18 protein-coding genes are annotated in these 20,301 nt (G+C 67.4%); 14 read left to right on the forward strand and 4 right to left on the reverse strand.

The window, feature by feature from the left end; all coding sequences use genetic code 11:
• Positions 1-28: 28 nt before the first annotated feature.
• On the forward strand, positions 29-784 hold the full coding sequence (locus ACP159_RS16575) for an esterase/lipase family protein (RefSeq protein WP_425100842.1): 756 nt from the start codon (positions 29-31) through the stop codon (positions 782-784).
• On the forward strand, positions 774-1,919 hold the full coding sequence (locus ACP159_RS16580; protein WP_425100843.1) for an alpha-D-ribose 1-methylphosphonate 5-triphosphate diphosphatase: 1,146 nt from the start codon (positions 774-776) through the stop codon (positions 1,917-1,919). Before ACP159_RS16575 ends, ACP159_RS16580 begins: the two co-directional genes overlap by 11 nt.
• A 38-nt stretch (positions 1,920-1,957) precedes the next feature.
• Here the strand turns inward: ACP159_RS16580 and ACP159_RS16585 are convergent, their stop codons facing one another.
• The 3 genes from ACP159_RS16585 to ACP159_RS16595 all read right to left on the reverse strand — a co-directional run bounded on the left by ACP159_RS16585 (position 1,958) and on the right by ACP159_RS16595 (position 4,000).
• Positions 1,958-3,028, reverse strand: a complete 1,071-nt coding sequence (locus ACP159_RS16585; protein WP_425100845.1) for a 5-(carboxyamino)imidazole ribonucleotide synthase — start codon at positions 3,026-3,028, stop codon at positions 1,958-1,960.
• 144 nt (positions 3,029-3,172) lie between these two features.
• Positions 3,173-3,667: a 5-(carboxyamino)imidazole ribonucleotide mutase gene (gene purE, locus ACP159_RS16590; protein WP_425100846.1), complete on the reverse strand. Its 495-nt coding sequence runs from the start codon at positions 3,665-3,667 to the stop codon at positions 3,173-3,175.
• Positions 3,668-3,775: 108 nt separating this feature from the next.
• Complete coding sequence (locus ACP159_RS16595) at positions 3,776-4,000, reverse strand: YdcH family protein (protein WP_425100848.1); 225 nt, start codon at positions 3,998-4,000, stop codon at positions 3,776-3,778.
• A 162-nt stretch (positions 4,001-4,162) separates the two neighbouring features.
• Between ACP159_RS16595 and ACP159_RS16600 the strand changes: the two genes are divergently transcribed.
• From ACP159_RS16600 to ACP159_RS16610, 3 genes are all read left to right on the forward strand, one after another.
• A complete protein-coding gene (locus ACP159_RS16600; RefSeq protein WP_425100849.1) occupies positions 4,163-4,573 on the forward strand; it encodes an Hsp20 family protein in 411 nt (136 codons plus the stop codon).
• Positions 4,574-4,577: 4 nt separating this feature from the next.
• Positions 4,578-4,805, forward strand: a complete 228-nt coding sequence (locus ACP159_RS16605) for a DUF1150 family protein (RefSeq protein ID WP_425100850.1) — start codon at positions 4,578-4,580, stop codon at positions 4,803-4,805.
• A 111-nt stretch (positions 4,806-4,916) separates the two neighbouring features.
• Positions 4,917-5,402, forward strand: coding sequence for a cytochrome b (locus tag ACP159_RS16610; protein ID WP_425100851.1), 486 nt, complete (start codon positions 4,917-4,919; stop codon positions 5,400-5,402).
• Between the two features lie 8 nt (positions 5,403-5,410).
• Here the strand turns inward: ACP159_RS16610 and ACP159_RS16615 are convergent, their stop codons facing one another.
• A complete protein-coding gene (locus tag ACP159_RS16615) occupies positions 5,411-6,244 on the reverse strand; it encodes a M23 family metallopeptidase (RefSeq protein WP_425100852.1) in 834 nt (277 codons plus the stop codon).
• A gap of 237 nt (positions 6,245-6,481) precedes the next feature.
• Between ACP159_RS16615 and ACP159_RS16620 the strand changes: the two genes are divergently transcribed.
• The 9 genes from ACP159_RS16620 to ACP159_RS16660 all read left to right on the forward strand — a co-directional run bounded on the left by ACP159_RS16620 (position 6,482) and on the right by ACP159_RS16660 (position 20,264).
• On the forward strand, positions 6,482-7,396 hold the full coding sequence (locus ACP159_RS16620) for a sulfite exporter TauE/SafE family protein (RefSeq protein ID WP_425100853.1): 915 nt from the start codon (positions 6,482-6,484) through the stop codon (positions 7,394-7,396).
• 494 nt (positions 7,397-7,890) lie between these two features.
• A complete protein-coding gene (locus ACP159_RS16625; protein ID WP_425100854.1) occupies positions 7,891-8,901 on the forward strand; it encodes a DUF1702 family protein in 1,011 nt (336 codons plus the stop codon).
• Positions 8,902-10,812: an FG-GAP repeat domain-containing protein gene (locus ACP159_RS16630; RefSeq protein WP_425100855.1), complete on the forward strand. Its 1,911-nt coding sequence runs from the start codon at positions 8,902-8,904 to the stop codon at positions 10,810-10,812. It begins immediately after the preceding gene.
• Positions 10,809-11,792, forward strand: a complete 984-nt coding sequence (locus ACP159_RS16635) for an enediyne biosynthesis protein UnbU (protein ID WP_425100856.1) — start codon at positions 10,809-10,811, stop codon at positions 11,790-11,792. Before ACP159_RS16630 ends, ACP159_RS16635 begins: the two co-directional genes overlap by 4 nt.
• Positions 11,793-11,796: 4 nt before the next feature.
• Positions 11,797-17,313 (forward strand): SDR family NAD(P)-dependent oxidoreductase, encoded by a 5,517-nt coding sequence (locus tag ACP159_RS16640; RefSeq protein WP_425100857.1) that lies wholly within the window; start codon positions 11,797-11,799, stop codon positions 17,311-17,313.
• Positions 17,310-17,777, forward strand: a complete 468-nt coding sequence (locus ACP159_RS16645; RefSeq protein ID WP_425100858.1) for an acyl-CoA thioesterase — start codon at positions 17,310-17,312, stop codon at positions 17,775-17,777. Before ACP159_RS16640 ends, ACP159_RS16645 begins: the two co-directional genes overlap by 4 nt.
• Entirely contained in the window at positions 17,774-18,580 is an 807-nt protein-coding gene (locus tag ACP159_RS16650; protein ID WP_425100859.1) for a helix-turn-helix domain-containing protein, read from the forward strand. Before ACP159_RS16645 ends, ACP159_RS16650 begins: the two co-directional genes overlap by 4 nt.
• Before the next feature lie 180 nt (positions 18,581-18,760).
• Positions 18,761-19,303 carry a YybH family protein gene (locus ACP159_RS16655; protein WP_425100860.1) on the forward strand — a complete coding sequence of 181 codons (543 nt, stop codon included), beginning with the start codon at positions 18,761-18,763 and terminating at the stop codon, positions 19,301-19,303.
• Between the two features lie 67 nt (positions 19,304-19,370).
• Positions 19,371-20,264: a DUF6073 family protein gene (locus ACP159_RS16660; protein ID WP_425100861.1), complete on the forward strand. Its 894-nt coding sequence runs from the start codon at positions 19,371-19,373 to the stop codon at positions 20,262-20,264.
• The last annotated feature ends 37 nt before the right edge of the window (positions 20,265-20,301 follow it).

Here is a 20,301-nt window from a genome sequence, read left to right on the forward strand (position 1 = left end):
GGCGGCGATGCCGGGCTATGCCAGCATCATGCGTATCCTGTCCCTGATCGTCCTGCTGTTGAGTGCCCCCATGGCGCGGGCCGACGACTGTGTGGTTCTGTTGCACGGGCTGGCGCGCACGGAGTACTCTTTGCTCCTGATGGAGAAGGTGCTGCAGGCACGCGGGTTCCACACCGTGCTGCCGGGCTATCCGTCGACGCAGGACCGGGTGCAGACCCTCGCGGACGAGACTCTGCCGCAGGCGGTTGCGGCCTGCGGGACGCGGCGCGTGCATTTCGTGACGCACTCGATGGGGGGTATCCTGCTGCGTGTCTGGCTCGCGGATCATCGGCCGACGCGTCTTGGCCGTGTCGTCATGCTCGCGCCGCCGAACCAGGGCAGCGAACTGGTGGACGACCTCGGCGGGCTGGAGCTGTTCCAATGGGTCAACGGGCCGGCGGGCCTGCAACTGGGCACGGGTCCGCAGGATCTGCCGAAGCTGCTGCCGCCCGTGGACTTCGAGCTTGGCGTGATAGCCGGGTCGAGCTCTCTCAACCCGGTGTTTTCCGCGCTCATCCCGGGGCTTGACGACGGCAAGGTGTCCGTCGAGGCGACCAAGGTGGACGGCATGGCCTGGCACATCACGTTGCCGGTGACACACACCTGGATGATGCAGGCGCCCGAGGTCATGGCGCAGGTGGCGCTGTTCCTAGAAGAGGGGCGGTTCGAGCCGGGGCTGGACTGGACGGACTTGCTGGACGCGGCGCAACTGGAGTGCCTGATCGGAGGCTGCGATGGCGATTGAGGCGCGTCTGGTTGGCGGACGGGTGCTCTTGCCATCCGGTTTCGAGGACGGGCCGCTATGCCTTGCCGAAGGGCAGATCGTTGCGGACGGCACGCGAGATGTGGACCTGTCCGGTTATGACATCCTGCCGGGGATCGTGGACGCGCACGGCGACGGGTTCGAGCGGCACATGGCACCGCGTCGCGGAGCGCTCCGGGAGCGCGATGCCGGGATGGTGGCCGTGGCGGGGGAACTGGCGGCCTGCGGGATCACGACTGCGGTTCTGGCGCAGTTCTGGTCTTGGGAAGGCGGGTTGCGGGGGCCGGAATTTGCCCGTGAAGTCTTTGAAAGCGTTGCCTTGACCGCGCCGACGGTGCCGGTGGACCTGCGCCTGCAACTGCGGCTGGAGACGCATTGCCTGGATCGGTTCGCCGAAGCCGAGGCGGCGATCGAGGCATTTGGCATCGGATATGTCGTCTTCAATGACCATCTGCCGCACGACCGGCTGGCAGAGGGGAAGAAGCCTCCACGCCTCACCGGGCAGGCGTTGAAATCGCAGCGGAATCCGGAGGATTACTTTCGGCTCTTGCTGGACCTGCACGCCAGGGGTCCTCAGGTGCCCGCGGCGCTGGACGGGCTTTGCGCCAGGCTGGCGGCGCAGGGCGTGCTGATGGGCAGCCACGACGATCACAGCCCGGCTGACCGGGCGGCCTGGCGGGCGCGGGGGGTGCACGTCTCGGAATTTCCCGAGACATTCGAAGCCGCGCGGGCGGCAAGGGCGGAAGGCGAGGCGGTGATTCTCGGAGCGCCGAACGTGGTCCGGGGCGCGTCCCACGCGGGCAACGCCTCGGCACAGGAGATGATCGCGGAGGGGCTCTGCGATGCTCTGGCCTCCGACTATCACTACCCCTCGCCAGCCCGCGCGGCGTGGCGTTGTGTCGAGCTGGGTTTGCTTGATGAGTCAAAGGCTTGGGAGTTGGTATCCAGTGGCCCGGCAAAGCTGCTTGGCCTCGATGACCGCGGCACGCTGGAGCCGGGCAAGCGCGCCGATCTGATCGTCATGGACCGGGAGACCCGCCGGATCGTCGCGACGATCGCGGGCGGGCAGGTGGCCCATATGAGCGGCGCTGTGGCCGAGAGGTTCTTCGCGCGCTGACGTAGGCCGGGGCTGTGCCCGGGCCTTCTCCTGCAATTTCAGGCCTTTATGATCCGATTGACGTGACCCATCTTGCGCCCCGGCTTGGTCTCCGCCTTGCCGTAAAGGTGCAGGGCGCAGCTGCCGTCCTGTGCCAGTTCCGGCACGCGGTCCATGTCGTCGCCGATCAGGTTCTCCATGACCACGTCGCTGTGCCGGGACCCGTCACCCAGCGGCCAGCCTGCAACCGCGCGGATGTGCTGCTCGAACTGGCAGATGGCGCAGCCGTTCTGGGTCCAGTGCCCGGAATTGTGCACGCGCGGAGCGATTTCGTTGACGATAAGCTGCTGAGGAGTCACGAAAAGTTCGACACCCATGACGCCGACATAGTCGAGCGCGTTGAGGATGCGTCCTGCGAGCAGCACCGCGTCGGTTTGCAGCCGCGCGGGCAGCTTGGCCGGAACCGTCGTGGTCGAGAGGATGCCGTCCTTGTGGACGTTCTCGCCGGGGTCGTAGGCGGAGACCTGACCGTCCTGGCTGCGGGCGGCTATGACGCTGACTTCCAGGGAGAAATCGACGAAGCCTTCGAGGATCGACGGCGCGCCGTTCATGTCGGCCAGCGCCTGTTCGGCGTCGTCCGGGGATTTCAACCTGGCCTGTCCCTTGCCGTCATAGCCGAAGCGGCGGGTCTTGAGGATCGAGGGCGTGCCAATGGTTTCAAGCGCTTGCTTCAGGCTGGCTGCGTCGGTGATGTCGGCGAAGGGCGCGGTCGAAAGGCCGAGATCCTGCAGGAACGTCTTCTCCGTCAGCCGGTCCTGCGAGACGCGGAGCGCCTCGCGGTTCGGATGGATCGGCTTCAGGGACTCGAGGATGTCGAGCGCGGACGTCGGAATGTTTTCAAACTCATAGGTGATGACATCGACGCTGGCGGCGAAAGCCCGAAGCGCCGCTTCGTCCTCGTAGGATGCCGTTGTCACCCGATGCGCGACGTCCCCCGCGGGCGGGTTCGCGCCCGGCTCGAAGATATGCGTCCTGAAGCCCAGACGGCTCGCCGCGACGGAGAGCATCCGGCCAAGCTGGCCTCCGCCGAGGATGCCGATGGTCGATCCGGTGGGGAGGGGCGTGGTCATGGGAGGCTCCGATGGCTTGGATTCGGTACAAATCGAGGCTTGTTTCGTACAGATTGCCCCCCGGCCTCAAGCGCCAATTCCGGGCGCCTCAGGCGGTTTGGTACAAAATGTCTCGAGTTTCGTACAGATTGCCCCCGGAAGGGCTCAGACCGCGTCCCGATCCGGCTCGTCCGCGATGGAGGCGGACAGATCGGCCCGCCACTGGTCCAGCCGTGCCGCCAACGCCTCGTCGTGCAGTGCGAGGATGCCCGCCGCCATCAGCCCGCCGTTCTTCGCCCCCGCAGCGCCGATGGCCATGGTGGCAACCGGGAAACCGCGAGGCATCTGGAGGATGGAATAGAGGCTGTCGACGCCGGACAGCGCCTTCGTCTGAACCGGAATGCCGATCACCGGCACGCGGGTCTTCGACGCCATCATGCCCGGCAGATGCGCCGCACCGCCCGCGCCCGCGATGATGACCTGCAAGCCGCGCTCGACGGCACTCTTGCCATAGGTCCAGAGCCGGTCGGGGGTGCGGTGGGCGGAGACGATCTTGGTCTCGTAGGGCACGCCAAGCTCATCGAGCACGTCCGCCGCTTCCTTCATGGTCGGCCAGTCCGACTGGCTGCCCATGATGATTCCGACCTTGATCTCTGCCATTCATACCTCCAGCAGTGGGAACTGTGGACTATACAGGCGAAGGTCAGGCGGGCAAGCGGGGCCGAAAAAACCCGCAGGATTTGTGAATTTTTAGCTACAGTCACCCGGTCAGGCGATGATGTCCGGAGTCAGGCGGTCCTCGATGATCGCGATCTTGTCCTTGAGCAGCAGCTTCTTTTTCTTCAGCCGTTGCAGGGTGATCTGATCGGCGGTTCCGGTCGCCTGAAGGGCGCGGATGGCGTCATCAAGATCGCGGTGTTCGCGCTTGAACACCTCGAGCTCGACGCGCAGCACATCGTCCGTCTTCATCGAGATGTCGGAAGGCGCGTTCATGGTGGACCCCGGTTTCACTGGACAGACCTGTAACATAACGATTCTTTACGAATCCGCAAAGCCCTTGCTTTAGGCATTCCGCCTACCCATATTTTCTGCACGGGGGTCGCCGGAACGGGGCCTTCCGCCACATGACGGTCGCTTGAACCAAAGGACGTGTCGATGACCAAGATGACGTTGGGGTCTTACCCGCATATGCTCGGATTCGAGCAACTGGAGCGCCTGCTGGAACGCACAGCCAAGAGCGCCGAGGGCTATCCGCCTTTCAACATTGAACAGACCGCGCAGGATTCCTACCGCATCACGCTCGCCGTGGCGGGCTTTGCCGAGGGCGACCTGTCGATCACCGTCGAGGACCGCCAGCTGGTGATCCGGGGTCGGCAGCGCGATGACGGCGCGGAGCGGGTGTTCCTGCACCGCGGCATCGCGGCGCGACAGTTCCAGCGCAGTTTCGTGCTCGCCGACGGTGTCGAAGTCGGCGAGGCGGTGATGGAGAACGGCCTGCTGCACGTCGACCTGACGATCCAGCGGCCGGAGACGATCGTGCAGACGATCCAGATCAGGAAGGGGTAAGCACATGTATTCCAAGCATGACATGGCACAATTCGACCAGGGGCGGATCGTCTACGTGCGGCCCGTGAAGATCGACGAGCTGCCGCGCGAGGTTCGGGCGGAGATGGCCGGGCTCGACGAGATCTACGCGGTGCACAACGCCGACGGCGAGCGGCTGGCGCTGGTGAAGGACCGCAAGATGGCCTTCATCCTGGCCCGGCAGAACGATTTGGCGCCGGTCGCCGTACATTGAGCTGAAATTGGCGCAAAGACCCGGTAAGCCCGCGATTTTCGCGGGCTTTTTTGTGGCTGCCGGCGCCCGGACTCGCCTATGATCGGGCGAACCGTTGCCAGGGAGGCCGCGATGAGCGTCCAAGACCGTTATGCCCGTATCCAGATCGTTCTGCACTGGGCCATCTTTTTGCTGTTTGTTTTCAACTATATCGTTTCGGACGACATGGGCCGTGCGCTGCGGACCAAGCTGGAGGGCGGCACGCCGGACAATTTCGTGGCGCTGATCCATCCGCCGATCGGGATCACGCTCCTTGTGCTGATGGTGCTGAGGATCATCGCGCGGCTGTTTCTGGGCGCACCGGAGCCGGTCGACACCGGCAAGCCCCTGTTGGACAAGGCCGCCGCATGGACGCATATCGCGCTCTACGCGCTGCTGGTGCTCATCCCGGCCTCGGGCATTGCCGCCTGGCAGTTCGGCATTCGCGAGGCCGGGGAGGTGCACGAGATCACGGTGAACCTCGCGCTGATCCTGATCATCGCCCATTCGGCGGCGGCGCTGTTTCACCAGTTCGTGCTGAAGGACGGTCTGCTGAACCGGATGCGGCCCGGGCGCTGAGCGGGACGTCAGGGCGCCCGCAGGATGCTGCCCTCGCGCGGACAGGCGACCGCCCCGCGCGGCGTGCGGAAGGCGATGCGCAGGCTTTCCTCGCCGTCGCGCGTGGTGCCTTTGGTCACAGCGAAGTGCAGATGCGGGCCGGTGGAATAGCCGGTGTTGCCGGAGTACCCGATCAACTGGCCTTCGGCGATCTGGCTGCCGAGCGCGACGGCGACGCCGTTCTTCCTCAGGTGGTAATAGATGCCGAGGGTCCGGTCGGAATGCTGGAGGATGACGTAATTCGCGTCCTCCCCAAAGGACTTGCTGCGGCCGCCCCGGTTTGAGCCGGCCTTCACATCCACCACCCGCCCGGCACGGGCAGCGTGGACCGGCGTGCCGGTGGGCATGTCGAAGTCGAGCGCGTTGCGCTCGTCCGGCGTGTGGGTGCGGCGGCTGTTGCAGCCTTGCGTGACGGCGAAGGCCGCACCGGATGCGAAGGGCGGGCGGTAGCGGTGCCCGCTCTCGCGGGCGGTGACATCACCACGACTCCAGTCGAAGGTATAGTCATACCGCCACGCCCGGGAGGGGTCCCGTTTGCTCAGGGTCATCAGCCTGCGCCGGTCGCTGCCGTTCAGGACAAGGGTGCGGGTGCTGTTGGTGTCGGCCCGGAGGTTCTCCATCTGAACGCGGATCGTGACGGTCACCGGCAGCAGCGGAAAGCGGTTGAGCAGGTAGAGGTCGATCTCGTTGCCGCGCTGCACCTCTTCGACGCAAATGCTCTGTTTTGCGGCGTCGCAGGTGATCTTGGCCGCGCCAAGGGTCGGGAGGAGGCAGAGGGCGGCCATCGCGAGGAGTCTGAACATGGGGGTCCGTGGGCTGGTTGCGCCGGCAGGATAGCGGTGCGGACCCGGCGGGCAAGGGCGTGCCGGGTTTTCGGGCAGGGACGGGCGATCCTTTGCCAAAGCGGCACCACAGCTTATCCGTGCGGGTGATTTTTGTTTACACGTCAGGGTGACTTCGCGGATGGTGATTTTCCGGACACCCCCAGATTGTCTGACCGGCCCCGTGCCCGGTCCCCCGGATCCCCAAGGAGATGCGCCATGACCACCGAACCCGATCCGAGCATCGAGATTGACCGCCTGCCAGGCGGCTTGCCGGAGCGGCTGCGCGATCCGTACCGGCTCTTGCGGATGGCGCTCGTGGTGTCGGTTCCGGTGCTTCTGTTGCTACTGACCGATCTGGGCGAGATCGTCCGCATGTGGTTCCTGCCGCTGGTCGGGGTTGCGGGGGCGCTGGTCGCCAACTCCACGGGAATTGGCGGCGGTGTGGTGTTCGTCCCGGCTTTCGACCGGCTCGGCCTGCCACAGCCGGAGATCGTCGGCACCAGCCTTCTGATCCAGTCCTTCGGCATGTCCATGGGCGCCCTGACGTTCCTCGCCCGGCGCCGGGCAGAGGGGCCGGTCCCGGGTTCGCTCTCGTCGCGCGACTACCGGATGATCGCGCTGCTGGCGGTGGTGCCTGGCGTGCTCGGCGCGGTGGCGGCGACCCATGGCGGCGTGCGCCCGGACTTGCCGATCAAGATGATCTACAAGGCCATTTCCCTTCTCCTCGTGGTGCTGATCATCGGCTCCTCCTTGACCCGGTTTCGGGGCGACGGGCGGTTTTCCCCGATGCTCGACGGGCCGATGCTGCTGGGCCTCGGCCTGCTCGGCGGGCTGTTCGTCGGGTGGATTTCCATCGGCGTCGGCGAGCTTGTCGGAGTCTATCTGCTGCTGCGCGGCTTTCGCACATCGGAGGCCATCGGGCTTGCGGTGCTGATCACGGCGTTGACCGTGCTGGGGTTGCAGGCCACGCATTTTCCCGGGGTTCGCGCCGACGTGTCCTTCGGCCTGATGGTGACGTTGGGCGCATTGCCGGGGGCATTCCTTGCGCCGATGCTGTTGCAGAAGGTCGGGGCGCACCGGGTGAAGGCGTTCTGTGCCTTCTGGATCGTGCTGTCGATTCTCGTGGCGTGAGCGCCAGGGCGAATCGCGACCGCCTCACGGCCCGCGATTCGCTCCGTCCGGATTTTCATACCGCTGATTCGCGCGGGTTTCCGCGCACTTTTTAGGCGATTGCCCGGGTCGGGATCCGGGCCGCCCGCGCCCGAAAGAGCCGTCCATCACCCGCGACTCAGCGCCCGGCGCAGACCCCTGTAAAACCGGCCTTTCCCTTGCCCCGCATGGCCCTGAGGTCTTGGGTCGAGGTGCCGAAAAGTCCGGATTACCCCACCGCGAAAATTCTTGGAACAGAGCCTTGAAGGCGGGTCCAATCACGCTAGGTTCACGCAATTGCGAGAATTTTCTTTGACGTCAAAAACGTCTTGTGCCTATCGTCTAGGGCGAGTGGGAAAAGAAACCAAAACCTAAAATGTCTTTGTATTTCGGTGATTAACCGAATGGATCGGGAGTGGCGTGTCATGCTCGATGTCCCTGTAAGTGTGCCAAATTCCCGGAAAAGTGGTGATGTGATGAGCGAAACGCGGGCCGGAACGGCAGCATTGGACGCGGGCCAACAGCACGACCAAGGCGGTCTCGGTCTGCTGTCGGTGCTGCGGATCGACCTGCGCGAGGCTCTGTTCGAGACACGCGGGTTTGCTGCCCGCGATGGTGAGCGGCAGGCCCGGCTGGAGCGGTCGGCCGGGGCCTTTGTCGCCGGATACAACCGGGCGCTCTACCCGCGTGGGATGAATGATCTGTTGGACAACCGGGATCTGCCGCGCGCGCTTCGGGGGTTCTCCGTCGAAGGTTCGGCCATGGCGCTGGCGATTACCGACGCGTTTCCGTTCCGGCTGATTCGCGGGGCGCGGCTGGAGGCTTTCCTTGCTGCAGCGGCCGCGAACAACCCCTATCTCGCGGCGGTCGGCGCCGGTTGGGCCATGGCCAAGACGCCGTGGCGGACCCGGGCGATCCTGCGGGCGCTGGACCCGGTTCTGGTCTCGCTGGCCTTCGACGGGCTGGGGTTCCACGACTGCTTCTTTCACCCGGAGCGCTTTGCCCGGGGTGCGCCGAAACGGCTTGGCCCGCTGGCGGCGCAGTCCTGGGACCGGGGCGCGGGGCGGGCGCTGTGGTTTGCCTCCGGCGGCGACGCGGCGAAGGCTTGGGAGACATTGACGACGTTCGCCCCGGCGCGGCGGAGCGACGTGGCGGCGGGCCTCGGCCTTGCCATGACCTACGCCGGCGGTCTGCCGGAAGATGAGGCCGCGGCCTTCGCGGCGGAGACCGGCGATTTGCGGCGCTGGCTGGCGCAGGGCTCCGCCTTCGCGCTGGAGGCGCATGTGCGGGCCGGGACCGATACGCCGCCGGTGCAGACGACCTTTGCCGCGCTCTCCGGCGTGGACCCCGAAACCGGCCTGCGGCTGGTGCGGCAGGCAATGCCCTCCGCGCCCGCGCCCTTGCCCCTCGCCGAGGCCTGCGCCCTGCACGAAGGCTGGCGCGAGCGCCTCTCCACCGCTTTGACCGATCACAGGAAGGCCAAGTAGATGCAGCAATTTCCAAAGACCTACGCCGGTCGCTTCGTGGCGGGAGGCCTCGCGCTGACCCTGTTCGGGATCGCCTATGCGCCGCACCTCAAGGCCGTCGATCAGACGGGAATCGCGGAGCGGTTCCATTTCGTCGAACACCCGCTGGACCCGGCACGGGACCCGGGCACCCGCATCCTGCGCGAGGTGCATCCGGATTACGCCCATATGGCCGGCTGGATCTCCTCCGTCGGGGCCTCCGTGGCGCTGGGCGATCTGGATGGTGACGGGTTGTCGAATGACGTCTGCCTCGTCGATCCGCGCAATGACAGCGTGACGCTGCGGCCCGTGACTGCCGATGCCGGGCAACGCTATCGTGCCTTCGAACTGGTGGCGGAGCGGGCGGTGGACGGCCCGCCGATTGCCCCCATGGGCTGCATTCTCGCGGATGTGGACGCGGACGGGGCGCAGGATGTGGTGGTCTACTACTGGGGCCGGACGCCAGTGATCTTCCGTCAGGACGGGGCCCTGACGGCGGCGGGTTTCAAGCCCTTTGAACTCGCGAAAGGCGAGGTCTGGTACTCCAACGCCGGGGTGTTCACCGACATCGACGGCGACGGCTTCGGCGATCTGGCCTTCGGCAATTACTTCCCCGACGAGAGTGGCGTGCTCGACCCCTCGGGGTCGCGCCCGGTGGAGATGCAGCACTCCATGTCGCGGGCGTGGAATGCCGGGACCAACCGGCTGTTCCTGAACAGCGGCGCGGCGCGGGGCGTGCTGGCGCTGGGCGATGCCTCGGAGGCCTTCACCGAGCAGATGGCCAACGGCTGGACGCTGGCGCTGGCAGCGGCGGACCTGACCGGCGACGGGCTACCGGAGCTCTATGTCGGCAACGATTTCGGCCCGGACCGGATGCTGCTGAACCAGTCGGAGCCGGGCAAGGCACGGTTTACCGTGGTCGAGGCGCGGCGCGGGCTGACCGATCCGCGTTCGTCGGTGCTCGGGCATGACAGCTTCAAGGGCATGGGCGTCGATTTCGCCGACCTCAACGGCGACGGGCTGTTCGACATCTACGTCAGCAACATTGCGGAGGAATACGCGCTGCACGAAAGCCATTTCCTCTTCGTGCAGGAGCCGGGCGGCGACTGGTCCCGGTCCGCGCCGTTCCACAACGAAAGCGGGCGGCTTGGCCTTGCGCGATCCGGTTGGAGCTGGGACGCGAAGCTGGCCGATCTGGACAATGACGGCACGCTGGAGGCGTTGCAGGCGACCGGCTTCGTCGCCGGGGCGATCGACCGCTGGCCCGAGCTGCACGAGCTGGCCATGGGCAATGACGAGCTGCTGAAGTTCACCGGCGTCTGGCCGCAGCTGCTCAAAGGCGACGGGCTCTCCGGCGACCGCTCCGATGCCTTCTTCGTGCAGGACGCGGACGGCGTGTTCCACGACATGGCTTCGGTGGTTGGCCTCGGCACGCCGAAGGTGACACGCGGGATCGCGCTGGCGGATATCGACGGCGACGGCGATCTCGATTTTGCGCTGGCGCGGCAATGGGACGGGTCGGCGGTCTACGAAAACGCCGGGACGCAGTCAGGGCAGGCGCTTGATCTGGACCTGCGGCTGACCAATGCCAACGGCACCACGCGCCCCGCGATTGGCGCGGTGGTGCGGGTGCGCTTTCCCGATGGGCATGTGGCCGTCGGGCTTGTGGACGGCAGCAACGGCCATTCCGGCTCCCGTGCGCCGCAGGTGCATGTCGGGCTGGGGCAAACGCCGCCCGAAACGCTTGAAATCGAGGCGACCTGGCGCGACCGGGGTGGGCTGCGCAGCCAGACCTACCAGCTTGCGCCGGGGCGGCACAGCCTCGTGCTCGACGAGACCAGGAACGCAGAAAACGCTGATCTGACAATGCCGATGACGGAGTCCAAGCTATGACCGACGCGACCTTTGCCGACACGACCCCCGCCCCGCGCCTGAGCCTTGGCGAACGGTGGTACATCGACAAGCGGCTGAAAGGGCTGACGCGCTTCGCGCTGGCGATCACCGTGCTGAACATCCTGGGGCACCTGTTTCTCGGCTTCGAGCAATCCTGGATGACGCCCTTCGTGGCTCTGGCGGCGGCCTATGGCACGGAGTTCCTTGCCGAGACGGTGCAGGCCCGCGTGGACGGCCGTGCGCCGAAGTACAAGGGCACGCCCGGCACGGTCATCGCCTTCTTCCTTTCGGCGCATATCTCCGCGCTGGCGGTGGGCATGCTGCTCTTTGCCAACGAACAGATCTGGGTCGTCGCCTTCGCCGCTTCGCTCGCCGTCGCGTCGAAATGGATTGTACGGGTGCCGGTGCGCATGGGGGCGAAGACGGTGCAGCGCCATGTGCTCAACCCGTCGAACTTCGGCATCACCGCGACGCTGCTGCTCTTCCCCTCGGTCGGCATCGCGCCGCCTTACATGTTCGCCGAAAACGTCAGCGGCATCTTCGATTTCCTCCTGCCTCTGGTCGTCATCGGCACCGGCAGCCTGCTCAACACCAAGCTGACCGGGCGCATGACTCTGATCTTCGCCTGGCTCGGCTGTTTTGCCCTGCAGGCGCTGATCCGCAGCACGATCAACGGCACGCCGCTGGGTGCGTCGCTGATGCCGATGAGCGGCTTCGCCTTCATCCTGTTCACCTTCTACATGGTGACGGACCCGGCCACGACTCCCGGCAAGCCGCGCAATCAGGTTCTGTTCGCCGCGGCGGTGGCGGGTTTCTATGCGCTCTTCATGCAGCTGCACATCGTCTTCGGCCTGTTCTACGCGCTGACGCTCGTGACCGCCCTGCGCGGTGCCTGGCTGGCGGTGCAGGCCATCGTGCCCGCGTCCGATCCGGCCCGGGCGGAGGCCGATCTCGCCGTCCTGCGGACCCCTGGAGAATAAGACCATGTCCGACGCCGTCGTCATCTGCGCCCTTGCCTGCCGCTACCCCGACGCGGCGACCCCGCGCCAGTTCTGGCGCAACCTGATGCACGGGCGGCGGTCCTTCCGGCCCTTGCCCGCCACCCGGCTGCCCCTCGCGGCCTACGCGCCGGAGCGCATCGGTCAGGCGGATTCGATCACGCCGGTGCTGGCTGGTCTGATCTCGGACTGGGCCTTCGACCGGGCGCGGTTCCACGTGCCGAAGGGCAGCTATGAGGCGACGGACCTGACGCACTGGCTGGCGCTGGACCTGACGGCGGAGGTGCTGGCGGGCATCGGCGGGGCGGAGGCTCTGGGTCGGCAGAACACGGCGGTGATCGTGGCGAACACGCTGACCGGGGAGTTCAGCCGCGCCGGGTTGACCCGGGGACGGCTGCCGTTTCTCGACGAGGTGCTGGGCGGGGCGCTGGACGACGCGGGCGTCGATGGCGCACAGGCGGAAACCCTCCGGGCGCTCTTTGCCAAGCACCTGACGGATCGCTTTCCGGCCCCGACGGAGGACACGCTCGCCGGGGGGCTCGCCAACACCATTGCCGGGCGGATCGCCAACTACTTCGACTTCCACGGCGGCGCCTATACGGTGGACGGCGCCTGTTCCTCCTCGCTGCTGGCGGTGCACAACGCGGCGTCGATGCTGTCGGACGGCTCGGCGGATACGGTCATCGCCGGGGCGGTGGACCTGTCGCTCGACCCGTTCGAACTGGTCGGCTTCTCCCGCAACGGGGCTTTGTCCGCCACAAGGATGCGAGTGTTCGACGAACGCTCCGACGGTTTCTGGCCCGGCGAGGGCGCGGCGGTGGCGGTGTTCAAGCGCGAGTCCGACGCTCTGGCACAGGGCTTGCCGGTCCTCGCCCGGCTGCGTGGCTGGGCCATGTCCACCGATGGCGCGGGCGGGTTGACCCGGCCCGACGCGGACGGACAACGCCTCGCCTGCGAGCGGGCATTGGCGAAGGCGGGCGTCGCACCCGAAGACGTGGCCTATGTGGAGGCGCATGGCACCGGCACGCCGGTGGGCGATCCCACGGAAATCCGTGCCCTGGCGGCTCTGAACGCGGGCAGGCGGGAGCCGGTGCGCATCGGCTCGGTCAAGGCGAACATCGGCCATACCAAGGCTGCGGCGGGCTTTGCCGGGCTGGTCAAGCTGGTGCAGGGCTTCACCGCCGGGGCCATCCCGCCGCACGTGACGGCAGAGCTGCCGAGCCGGGCGTTTGCCGAAGTTGACGGCATTGTCGCGCCACTGGCGCAAGCGATGCCGGTGGGCGAGGGGCCGCTGATCGCGGGCCTGTCGAGTTTCGGTTTCGGCGGGATCAACGTGCACGCCGTGCTGGAGAAACCCGCCGGACCGCGCCCCGTGCTGCGCGACGCGCCGAAGGGCCTGAACGCGGTCGATCCGGGGGCGGAGCTGTTCCTGTTCAAGGCCGACGATGCGACCGGGCTGGCCACCGCGCTCACCGAAGTTCTGCCGGTGCTGGAAACCCTGTCCCTCGCGGAAATGGCCGACATGGCGCGGGAACTGGCGCGGCGGGCGCAGTTCGGCCTCTGCCGTCTGGCCTTTGTCGCGGCACGGCCCGAGGGGTTGGCGGCGAAGGCGCGGTCCGCGTTGGACTGGCTTGAAAGCGGCGCTGAGGGAAAGGCCCCCGAGGGGGTGCACGCCGATCTGTCCGGGCAGGGGCGGGACATCTGCCTGCTGTTCTCCGGTCAGGCGGCCCCGGTGCGTGCGCCGTCCCCGCTCTGGCTCCGGCGGTTCCCGGAGTTGCAGGCGCTGGCGCAGGCCCTTCCCGCGCGGGTGCGTCCGGGCGATGCGGACACCGCCAACGCGCAACCGGCAATCACCTTCGCCAACCTTGCCGGTCTCAAGGTTCTGGAAAGCCTTGGCGTCACGGCCAGCGATGCCATCGGCCATAGCCTCGGCGAACTCGCCAGCCTTGTCTGGGCCGGGGCCTTGACGCCGGAAGACGGGCTGCGGCTCGCTGCCTTGCGGGGCGCGGTGATGGCCGAGCATGGCGCGGACCAGGGGGCGATGCTGCGCATCAGCGCCGGGGCGGACGATTGCGCCGCGCTCGTCGCGGGTGGCTGCTCCGTCGCCTGCCTGAACACGCCCACGGAAACCGTCGTCGCCGGGCCGAAGGCCGCCCTGGAGCGGGTCACGGCGCGGGCCAAGGGGATCGGGCTGGAGGTTTTCCCGCTGAAGACCTCCCATGCCTTCCACAGCGCCGACATGGTCCCGGCGCAGGCTCCGTTTGCCAAGGTGCTGGACGATGTGACCATTGCGCAGCCCCGGGCCTATACCTCGACGGTGCCGGTCACGGGCGACGACCTCCGTGCACGGCTGGTGGCGCAACTGGTGGAGCCGGTGACTTTCGCCCCGGCCGTGACCGGCCACGGCGCGGATACGCTGTTCATCGAATGCGGACCCGGGTCCGGGCTTGCGCGGCTGGCGGAAGCCTGCGGACGCGAGGCGCTGGCGATCGACTCGCAAGGGGTCAGCCTGGAGCCTCTCTGGGAGGTTTGCGCGGCGCTTTTCACCGCCGGACAGGACATCGACACCGAGGCGCTCTTTGCCGGGCGCGGCACCTGGCCGGGGATGCGCACGCGTCTGCCGGAGTTGCTGAGCAACCCCTGCGGGGCGCGGTCGGTGCTGCGGGACGCGGCGTCGCCCGTGGCGGCAACACCCGTCATCGCCGACACCGTGGCGGAAACAGTCCCGGAGGCCGTGGTGGCGGTGGCCGCGACTTCGGCCCCCGCCGATACCTCCGACGCGCTGGGCACCGTCCTTCAGGCGATCTGCGCCGAGACGGGCCTCCCCGTCGAAACCCTCGATCCCGCTAAGAAATTCCAGTCCGACCTGCACATGAACTCGCTCGCCGTGGTGCGTATCGCCACGGCAGCGGCACGGGCGATGGGGGTGAATTTCCTCGGCTCGCCCACGGATTTCGCCGATGGCAGCGCACAGGACCTCGCGGATGCCCTCGCCGATCTGGTCGCAACGGGTGGCGACACCGGCGGTGGGCGCATCCATGGCGTGCGGCCCTGGTTCCATGCCTACGGGACGGTCTGGGAAGCGGCAGAGATGCCGAAACCCTACGGCGAGGCGGGGCAGCCGGCGCGGCTCACCGTGCCGGAGGTCTTCGACCAACCGGCGGCGGAGCGGCTGTTTGCCGACGTGCAGGAGGCGGCGCGGAAGACCGACCGGCTGGAAGTCCTGCACCGGGGTGCGCCGGTCAGCGCCTTCCTGCGTTCGGCCTTTGTCGAAGGCGCGTTCACGGCGGTCACTCTGGTCGACCTCGGCGCGGCGGCGGAGGACGATCCCCGCATCGACGCGCTGTGCAAGGCGGCGCGTGCGGGACAATTCCGGGAGATGCGGCTCGACGCGGAGGGCGGCCTGTCGCGCCCGGTGTTCGGGCGGGTGACGCCCGAGCAAGCCCCCGTCGAGGCCGAGCCAAGAATCATCCTCGCCGTTGGCTGTCACCGGGGTATCGGCACGGAATGCGCTTTCGCGGCGGCGGGGCCGGGAAGCGAGGTGATCTTCGTCGGGCGCAGCCGAGCGAAGGACAGGGAGATTGCCGAGACGCTGAACAGCGCGGCGGCGCGTGGCATCGCGGCGCGGTATCTGCAATGCGACGTGGCCGATCCGGCGGCGGTCAAGGCCTTGGCGGAGACGCTGGATGTCACCCCCGACATGCTCCTTTACGCGCCCGCACTGAACGTGCCGCAAACCTTGCTGGACCTGAGCGCCGAGTCCGTGGCGAAGACCCTCGCGCCGAAGACAGCGGGCCTCTCCAACGTGCTGGACACCTTCGGGGGCGGGCTGACGCGGCTCATCGCCTTCGGTTCGATCATCGGGCGAATCGGGCTGGAGGGGGAATGCCATTACGCGCTGGCCAACGCCATGCAGAGCGCCCTGGTCGAAGACTTCGGCAGGGCGCATCCGGACTGCGCTGCGCTTTCGCTCGAATGGACCGTCTGGTCCGGCGCGGGCATGGGCGAGCGGCTCGGCATCGTCGAGCGGCTCGGCGCCATGGGGGTCGACGCGCTGCCCTTCGACGAGGCTCTGGCGATCTACACCGACATGCTGGACCGCGGGGCCACGGGCACGGTCTGCATCACCGGGCGCTACGGTGCACGGGCCGACCTGATCGTGCCGCAGGAGCGAATGCCTTTGCGGTTCACCGAAGACGTGCTGATCGACTATCCCGGCAGCGAATGCGTGGTCGAGACGACGCTGGGCGCCGGGCGCGATCCCTATCTTGCCGATCACAGGGTGATGGGCCACGAGATCTTTCCGGGGGTCATGGCGCTGGAGGCCATGGCGCAGACGGCTTCGGGGTTGCTGGGTGAGCGCGTCCCGGTGGTCCGCGACGTTGCCTTCGAGCGTGCCATCGTGGTGCCGCACGCCGGGCTGCGCATCCGCGTGGCGGCGCTGGCGGAGGCGGATGGCAGCGTTTCGGCGGCGGTGTTCAGCGAGGAGGACGGCTTTGTCTCGCCCTGCCTGCGGGCGGTGTTCGACACGCAAGACGATTCGTCCGATGACGTTCCGGCGGTCATGGATGAGACCGGCGAGCCTTTGATCACGGACGCGGCGGCGCTCTACGGGCCGGTGTTCTTCCACGGTCCAAGCTTTGCCTGTGTGCGGTCGGTGCGGGCCGTGACCTCGCGCCGGGTGGTTGTCGACGTGACCCGTGGGCCGGCGCGGTGGTTCGGCGGCTACGAGGCGCAGACGCTGTTGCTCGGCGATCCGGCGATCTCCGACGCGGCCATGCACATGCTGCAGATGGCGGTGCCGCATCGGCGTGTGCTGCCGCTGACCGTGGCGCGGATATCGCGGTTCGGCGAGATCGGCGCGACCGTGCGGATCGAAGGCACGGAGAACTGGGCGAAGGACGGCGAATACAGCTTCGACATGGCCGGGTTCGATGCGGACGGGGCGTGCACCTTCGTCTGGCGCGATGCGCGGTTCGTGGCGCTGGCGGCGATCGACACCAAAGCAGTGCTGGACGCCGCGCCGGTGCTGGCGGAGGCGTTGCTGGAGCGCAAGGCGCGGGAGGCGCTGGACGATACCGTGCGGGTGGCGCTTGTCCATGGGGAGGGCGACCGCAGGGCAGAGGCCCTTACGCGGCTCGGGCTGGACGCGGCACAGGTGCTGCGCCGGGCGGACGGGCGGCCGATGCTGCCGGGCGGTCACCTGAGCCTGAGCCATGGCGCGGGCGTGACGCTGGCGATCCTGTCGGACTTTCCGGTGGCCTGCGACCTGACCGATCCGGGCGAGACCTACCCGGAGGGCATGGACGCCGCCAGCTTTGCCCGCGCGGAGGTGCGCCGCAAGCTCGGCTTGCCGGAGCCTTTCGCCGACGGGCGGGCGCATGACGGGTTGACGCTTGTGCCTTGCCCGCTTGCCCCGCTGCCGCTGACCGCCTGTTTCGGCGGACTGCCCGCCGAAACCGTACCCGAGGAGAGACACGCACACACGGAGGCCGCAGAATGACCATCGCAAGAGCCACACCCGGACAGGCAACCGCCGTCGCTCCGGCCTTCGTCTACCGCCATCCCATCGGCTTCGAGGAAACCAACGTCGTCGGCAACGTCTATTACGCCAAGCACATCAGCTGGATGGGCCGCTGCCGGGAGATGTTCCTCAAGGCGCATGCGCCGGGGATATTGCAAGAGATCTATGCCGATTTGCGCCTCGTCACGCTGAACCTCTCCTGCGACTACTTCGACGAATTCCACGCCTTCGACGAGGTCGAAGTCCATATGCGGCTGGAGGGCATTCAACAGCACAAGGTTGCGATGACCTTCGACTACTACCTTGGCGAGGGCCCGCAGGCGCGGCTGATGGCCATGGGCAAGCAGTCCATCGGCTGCATGCGGGCGGTGGAGGGCGGCATGGTGCCGGTGCCGCCGCCGGAGGAGCTTCGGCTGGCGTTGGAGAAGTTCAAGGCGAAATGACAGGCCTGTCCCGCCAGAATGACGGCGTGGTCGCGGACCGCGCGGCGGATGCCGAAGCCGTGGCCTCGGTCATCCGGCAGATGAAGCTGCCACAGAACGGCACCGTGACGCTGGATGAATGGGCGGAGTACGCGGGGTTGGGCAAGTACCGGCTGACCGACGCCTTCCGAACCCTGACCGGCATCCCGCCGATGACCTTCCACAACGCCGAGAAGCTGGAGCTGGCGAAGCGCCTTCTGGTGTTCGAGGAGATGAGCGTCACCGACACCTGTTTCGACATCGGCTTCGAGAGCCTCGGGTCGTTCATTTCCAAGTTCACCACGCAGGTCGGGATTCCGCCGGGCAAATACGCCAGGACCATGAAGGAGACCGGCTTTGCCGAGCTCTTCGTGCTGGCGCTGGCGCATGGGCTGAAGGATGGCGCGGAGGGCGCGGCGCAGGCGCGGCTGCGGTTCGAGCGGCCGGTCTGGAGCGGCGCACCGGGGGTGATCGCCGCGATCTTCCGAAAGCCGATCCCGAGTGGCATGCCGACCGTCTGGCGCTTCATCCACGCGCTCGGGACCGGGACGTCGGTGCCGCTCCAGACCAAGGGTTACTGCCTTGCCGCGAGCCTGCCGCTGCGGCCCGCGATGGCGGATCTCATCAACCTCAAGCCCGCGCTGATCGGGCGGGCGGAGCTGCGCCCCGGCGTGGCGGAGACGCGGATCGCGATGGTCGAACCGACGGTCTTCGACCCGCCGGTGACGCTTGCCGTGCCCGCATTGTTTTGTCGGGAAAGCAATGGGTTGGCTAAGGCCGGCTAAGCCCAATTTTCGAGAAGTCACATCCGCTGATTCTGCGTAAGGTCAGTCTCGACACAGGGTGATACTCCGATTTCGAAGGCCGGGCCGAAGCGTCCGGAAGCCCGCAAGGGCAGGGCGCATCCGCGCCCCCGGAAGAGGTGTGTCCACCGTCCCGAAGCCGTGCCCGAAAGGATGCCATCCATGCGATTTGCCCTGACACGATGCGCGCTGGCGGCCAGCCTCTCGGTTCTGGCCATGCAGGCGGGTGCCACGGCGCTGACCTACGGCCAGACCATCGACGTGCCGGTGAACCAGAGCCTTGCCCTGCCGCCGAATGCCGATGCCTCGGAGCGGGCGGTGCAGGCGGTGGCGGAGCGGGTGGCGCTGCTGATGGCGGCCATGGCGGCGAAGGACGTCGACGCCATGGCCCCGCTCTACGTCAACAGCCCCGATGCCATGTATTTCTCCGGCGGCGAGAACTGGAAGACCCGCGGCACGGAGCGGTTCCTGCGCACGCAGGTCGCCTGTCTCGGCGCGGTCGGCGAGATGGAAGTGCTGCCCTACGACATGCAGATGCAGTTTCTCGATGACGTGATGATCACCACGCTCACCGGGCAGAACCACCTGCCGCTCGGCGGCGACAGGATTGCCAGAACCAGTTGGCGGTGGTCGCTGGTGTTTCGGAGAAGCGGTGACTCCGACTGGCTGATCGCCCACGAACATTTCTCCTTCAAGGAGGAATGAGCCCGTGGATTTCATTCCCTTCACCTCTCCACACCACCCTGACATAGCAACCAAGAGGAACGAGACCATGATGTTCAAGACCATGAAGACCGGCCGCGCGGCGCTGCTCGGCGCGGGCATGACGCTGGCGCTGGCCGGCGCGGCATTCGCCGAGGGCCCCGGCCCGCAGTACGACGAGGCGGCGGATCTGGCGATCCACGAGCTGCTGGCGCAGATCCCGTCGATGGATATCGAGAATCTGCCGGCGCTGCCGATCCAGAAGTTCACCCTTCCGGAGGCTGGCGTGGACGTGCTGCGCGCCAAGGTGACCGAGACCTACACCATCGAGGGCGTGGGCACCGATACCGTCGAGCTGACCGGCTGGATTGCCGTTCTGCATGGCGATCCGGAGTCGATCATCGACGGCGAGGCCGTGAAGTGGTCGAACTTCCAGGTTGGCACCGAGTTCGTCGGTCTTGACCTGCGCGCCGAAAGCGACGTCTTCGGCCCGATCCAGGTCACGCTGAACCCCGATGCCATGTCCATCGGCCGCGTCGGCATGTGGCCGGACAGCGCCGTGCCGCGGGAGTTCCTCCAGCAGGTCGGCCTGACCGAGCAGGACATCGACGACCTGACCCGCCCGCCGGGCGAGTGCGCGCCGATCCCGGATGCCACCTCGGGCGAGCAGACCACCAATGGCGGCTGCTGCTACGCGCCGCTGGCGGTCAAGGTGTCGATGACGGACCTCGGTCTCGACATGATCTCCGAGCGTCCGGTCCTGATGTACTCCTACGTCGAGACCATCCCGCCGGTGGGCTATGTCGCCTCCACCTCGCTGGCTCCGCGTCCGCTGGTGGCCGATGGCCGCGCCGTGGGCACGCTGCAGTCCGCTGCCGTGACCTTCCGCGAGATCGTGCACCACATGCCGCTCGACGGCCAGCTTCTGGATGGCCGGTTCGACGTCTTCGTGGCGTCCAACTGATCCTTTGACGACAGCATGCGGCGCCGGGGGTCCGGCG

It is taken from the genome of Tropicibacter sp. S64 (genome assembly GCF_049803835.1).
GTDB lineage: Bacteria > Pseudomonadota > Alphaproteobacteria > Rhodobacterales > Rhodobacteraceae > Pacificoceanicola.